Source organism: Streptomyces sp. NPDC057654, from assembly GCF_042800135.1.
Lineage (GTDB): Bacteria > Actinomycetota > Actinomycetes > Streptomycetales > Streptomycetaceae > Streptomyces.
Map to the genome: position 1 here is coordinate 1 of NZ_JBHVHQ010000596.1, position 5,467 is coordinate 5,467.

Annotated in this window: 3 protein-coding genes; 2 read left to right on the plus strand and 1 reads right to left on the minus strand. The window is 74.2% G+C overall.

All coding sequences use genetic code 11. From position 1 onward, the window contains the following. On the minus strand, positions 1-2,775 hold a 2,775-nt coding region (locus tag ACFU99_RS31510; RefSeq protein ID WP_384398514.1), incomplete at its 3' end, for a YbhN family protein. A 173-nt stretch (positions 2,776-2,948) separates the two neighbouring features. On the opposite strand from ACFU99_RS31510, the gene ACFU99_RS31515 reads away from it, so the two are divergent. Then, positions 2,949-3,566, plus strand: a complete 618-nt coding sequence (locus ACFU99_RS31515; protein ID WP_384398516.1) for an MGMT family protein — start codon at positions 2,949-2,951, stop codon at positions 3,564-3,566. Between the two features lie 242 nt (positions 3,567-3,808). Beyond that, the coding region (locus tag ACFU99_RS31520; RefSeq protein ID WP_384398518.1) for an ATP-dependent helicase at positions 3,809-5,467 on the plus strand (1,659 nt) is incomplete at its 3' end.

Genomic DNA, 5,467 nt, shown 5'->3' on the forward strand with positions numbered 1-5,467 from the left:
GGAGCCGAGGGCGTTGGCGGTGAGGAAGACCACCGCCGTGCTGGCGTAGCTCAGATCCCCGCCGAAGGCGCGCGTCGCGGCGTCCAGGCACATCACGTTGGCCGCCGTCAGCAGCAGCATCCCGCCGATGCCCGTGGCCAGCTTCTGCGGCCGCTGGAGGACGTCCAGCAGACGCGGGACCACGCCCGCGAACAGTGACCGCACCCGTGTCACGACGAACTTCCGCAGGAACGGCACAGCGGTGACGACGAGCACGAGGACCGCCGCCGTGAGCAGGCCGCCGATCACCGTCCGGGACGGCGACAGCGACGAGGCGCGCTCCGTTCCGGTCACGTACCCGAAGGACAGCAGCAGCAGGATGTGGCAGACCATGCCGAACAGCTGCGACGCCCCGACGCTCGCCACCGCCAGCCCCGGTCGCACCCCGGCGCGCTGGAGGAAGCGCGTATTGAGGGCGACGCCGCCGATCGCGGCGGGGGCGACCAGCTTCACGAACGAGCTCGCGACCTGGGCGACGACCGTACGGCGGAAGGAGACCTTCTCCGGTACGAACCCCAGCAGGCTCAGCGCGGCGGCGACCTGCGTCAGCGCGGAGAAGAACACGGCGACCGCCACCCACACCCAGTTGGCGTTGCTGACGATGTCGCCGATCGGGGTGTTGGTGAGCTGCGTGAGCAGGAAGTACGCGGCCAGCGTGCCCGCCATGAAGGTGAACAGCGTGCGCGGTTTGATGCGCTCCAGCCGGACGGGTTCTATGGCCGCCTGGGGCCGGATCAGCAGCACCTGCTGACGGATCTGGGAGAGCAGGTCCTCTTCGCGGGCGTCCTCGGCGGCCTCGTCGAGCGCCCGCTTCTCCGCCTGCCGCTCGGCCCTGGCCGCCTTGCGGTCGCTGCCGCCGCCGGCCTCGCCATCGGGCTTGCTGCTGCCGGCCTTGGCGCTGCTGTCGGCCTGGGCGGCTTTGACCATGCTCACGGTCTTGGCCGTCCCGACGGTGGCTCCGGCAGCCTGTCCATCGGTGGCTTCGTCGGACCCGGCAGCCGCAGTGGCCTTGTCGGCCCCGGCAGCCTCAGTTTCCTCAACTGTCCCGGCAACCTCCTCTGCCCCGGCGGTCTCCCCGGCCTTGGCTGCCTCAGCCGCCCTCGCCTCCGCCGTCTGCGCGGCCTTGGCCTCCTTGGCCGCCTTACGGGCCCGCGCCGCCTCCAGCACCGCCTCCCGCTCGCGCTGCGAGCGCTCCCGCGCCAACTGGCGCAGCGTGGCGCGGCTGATGCGCGTCAGGGCGAGGGGCTGGAGCAGCGGCAGGCTGTCCGCGATGGCGTCCGGACCGAGCACGTCGACCGCGGCGGCCACCGACCGCTCCGCCCCGACCCGCAGGCCCACGGTGGTCAGCAACTGCGCGATGTCCATGCGCAGCACCAGATCGCCCGCGGCGATCTCGCCGCCGCTCAGATCGGTGAGCACGACATTGCCGGAACGATCCACCAGGAGGGCGTCGCCGTCCAGCCGACGGTGCGCGATGCGCCGCGACTGGAGGAACTGGAGCTGCTGCCACGCGCCCGCCAGCAGCTCGTCGGTGATCTCCTCGTCCGGCAGCGAGTCGAGGGTGTGGCCCCCGATGTGCTCGTACACGAGCATGACCGCGTCCGGGCCGAGTTCGGAGGTCGCGATCAGCTTGGGCGCGTTGGCGCCGGCGGCGATGGCCGCGTACGCGAGCAGCGCCTCCTGTTCCAGGGCCTGGCGCAGCGACTGGAGGCTGCGGCGCTGGGTGAAGCCGCGCAGCGCGAGCCGCTGCCAGACGCGGTAGAAGAAGCCCTGCGCCTGCTGTTCGCGGTCGACGACGGTCACGTCGAGCGGTGGGCCGTCCTCCAGGGTGACGATGTAGCGGCGGCCGCGGTCCTGGTGGCTGTGGTGGTCGCCGTCCGGCACGTCCTCCGAGCGCAGCGCGGTCACGGGCTTGAAACCGACGCGGCGCAGCCCGGCGAGGAGGTTCTGGCCGGTGGGCCGTACGTTCGGGGAGCCGACGGCGTACAGCGTGCCGTACGCGACGGTCCAGCCGATCAGCACGGTGACGGCGATCGAGAAGGGCGTGGTGTACCCGCCGACCAGCACCGCGAAGGCGTCCAGCAGCAGTACGGCCCACATCGCGACGCGCCAGCGCGGCCTGCGCGACATGCCGACGGCCGTCATATAGGCGATCACGGGGGCGAGATAGCCGTGCACGGGGTCGGTGACGCCGCCGCTCGGCGCGGCGCGGGTCAGCGCGTCGCTGATCGTCTCGGGGGCGGCGCGGGCCACCCAGAGATCGGTGGCCAGCGAGACGCCGTGCGCGAGGACGGCGGCGAGCACGCCGTCGGCGATCCGCAGCCCGTCGCGTTTGATGAGCCGCTCCATGGCGAACGCCACGGGGACGATGAAGACGGCGATATTGGCCGTCAGCCCCGCGAAGTCGGCCAGCAGCTGCGGCGCCTTGCCGGTGGATTCGCCGATGTCCTTCTCAAGGCCGGCGGTGGTGCTGTGGGCGAACGCGGCGAGGGCGAGCACCAGCGCCAGGCCGAGAATGCCGAGGAAGAGCCGGACCAGGTCGGAGGGGCGGTGCACCCGGGCGGGCAGCAGCGGCTCGTCACCGGAGACCCGGTCGATATGGGCCTCTTCATCCTCGCAGCGGTGCTCGTCGGAGGCGTGCGACCCGTCGGAGCAGGGCAGCACTTCGCGGGCGCGCTCCCCCTCGGGAGGCTGCGCGCCCTGCTGCTCGTCCGTTTCTTCTTGATCTCGTATCACCAGTCACCGCCCGGAAGATGGTGGCATGGCCACGCCGTGCAGGGGGGCATCAGGGTGCATTTCGGGGGCGCGGAACCGAGATCGTACGCTCCGTCGTGCATCCGGACACCCGCAGTGATCGAATCCGGGGGCGAGCTGGGCCGCTGTCGGTGGGGTGCGGCAGGATAGGTCGGATGAGCGAGCACGGTCGGATGAGCGAGCACGTACGGGCGGCCGACGCATCCCCCGGGTACGACGCATCCCCCGGGTACGACGCATCCCCCGAGTACGACGAGTCCCCCGGGTACGGCGAACTCCCCGAGTACGCGGAGCGGGTGCTGGCGGTCGCCGAGGAGATCCCGCCCGGCCGCGTCATGACCTATGGGGACGTCGCCGAATGGCTCGGCGAGGGCGGCCCCCGCCAGGTGGGACGCGTGATGGCCCTCTACGGGGGCGCCGTGCCGTGGTGGCGCGTGGTCCGCGCGGACGGCGCCATGCTGCCCGGCAGCGAGCTGCGGGCGCTGGGCCACTACCGCGACGAGGCCACCCCGCTGCGCACCGCGCCGCGCTCGGCCGAGGGACACGTGCCGAGGATCGACATGAGGCGCGCGCGCTGGGACGGCGGCGTCGCCGACGGACGCGTCACCGACGGCGACGGCGACGGCGGTACGGGCAGTGGCCGGGGCGACGGTACGGGCGACGGGCGGGACGGCGACGGTCCGTACGGCGGCCGGCCTCCCCGGGCGGGCGGCAGCCGGCCTTCTGAGACGGGCGGCGGCCGAGGCGGCGGCGAAGGTACTCCTCACGTATGACAGCTTCCGCCACCCGGAGGGCGCGGACGCGCATCGGAGCCCGTACGGAGTACGGGCCCGATCCCGTTGCCGCCCGCTGAGCCGAACGGGTGAGGCGGCCGCACCGGACCGGCGGCTCCCGGGACGCCCTGCGTCCCACGCGCCCACTGGCGTAGCGTCGGGAACTGCCCTCACCCCCCGGCCACCACCCGGCACGTACGGCCGCAAGGCACCCAGCACACCCACCAGGACCGGCGATCCACGTGAGCTCCTCCTTCTCGTCCCGCTCGTCGCACCCGCAGGTGCGACCGCCATCGGGCGGCTACCGCCTGGTGCGCGCCCGGCCGGGACCCGTGGCCCCTCCTGAGCTGGACGCACGGCAGCGCGCGGTGGTTGACCACCCCGGCGGCCCGCTGCTCGTCCTCGCCGGGCCCGGCACCGGGAAGACGACCACCCTCGTCGAGGCCGTCGCCGAGCGCGTACGGCGAGGCGGCGACCCGGAGCGCGTCCTCGTCCTCACCTTCAGCCGCAAGGCGGCCGTCGAACTGCGCGACCGGATGGCGGCCCGGCTCGGCGCGGGCGCGACGGGCCCGCAGGCCACGACCTTCCATTCGTACTGCTACGCCCTGGTCCGCGCGCACCAGGACGCCGACCTCTTCGCCGACCCGCTGCGGCTGCTGTCCGGCCCCGAACAGGACGTCGCCGTGCGGGAGCTGCTCGCCGGGCAGGCCGAGCTGGAGCGCGCGGGGCGCGGGGGCGTGCGCTGGCCCGACGAGCTGCGCGCGTGCCTGACCACGCGCGGGTTCGCCGACGAGGTGCGCGCCGTCCTCGCGCGCAGCCGCGAACTGGGGCTGGGCCCCGGCGCGCTCGGCGACTTCGCGCGCCGCACGGGCCGCCCGGACTGGGGCGCGGCGGCGGCCTTCCTGGCGGAGTACCTGGACGTCCTGGACGCGCGCGGGGTGCTCGACTACGCGGAACTCGTCCACCGGGCGGTCCTGCTGGCCGAGCGGCCGGAGACGGCCGCGGAACTGGCCGCCCGCTACGACGCGGTCTATGTGGACGAGTACCAGGACACGGACGCGGCCCAGCTGCGGCTGCTGCGCGCCCTGGCGGGCGACGGCCGGACCCTCGTCGCCTTCGGCGACCCGGACCAGTCGATCTACGCCTTCCGCGGCGGCGACGTCAACGGCATCCTCGACTTCCCCGACGCCTTTCCGCGTACGGACGGCTCCCCGGCGCCCGTCGAGGTCCTCACCACCTCCCGCCGCTCCGGCGCGGACCTGCTGGCCGCCACCCGCCTCATCACCCGCCGTATGCCCCTCACCCGCCTCCCGGCCGCCGCGGTACGGGCTCACCGCGACCTCGCGGCCGTACGCCCCGGAGGCCGGGTCGACGCCCTCACCTTCCCGACCCCCGGCGCCGAACTCGACAACATCGCCGACATCCTGCGCAGGGCGCATCTGGAGGACGGCGTCCCCTGGACCGACATGGCCGTCCTCGTACGCGCCGGCGCCCGCTCCCTCCCCGGCGTGCGCCGCGCCCTCACCTCGGCGGGCGTCCCGGTCGAGGTCGACGGCGACGACATACCGCTGCGCCACGAACCGGCGGTCGGCCCGCTGCTCACGGCCCTGCGGGCGGCGGCGGAGGCGGCGCTGGGGGAGCGGGAAGGCGCAGAAGGCGCAGAAGGCGGAGAAGGAGCGGAAGGGGAGGAAGGGGAGGAAGGGGAGGAAGGGGCGTACGGGCCGGGGGACGCGCTCCCCTCGGGCGCGGTTCCGGAGGCCGAGGGCGGGGGGTCGGACGCCGCCTCCCCGGACGCCGCCTCCCCCGACGTCGAGACGGCCCTCACCCTCCTCGCCTCGCCCCTCGGCGGCATGGACGCCGCCGACCTGCGGCGGCTGGGGCGCGCGTTGCGCGAGGAGGAG

What these genes read in the sequence shown, in the direction of transcription:
- ACFU99_RS31515 (WP_384398516.1), top strand. Translation starts at nt 2,949, where the DNA reads ATGAGCGAGCACGGTCGGATGAGCGAGCACGTACGGGCGGCCGACGCA.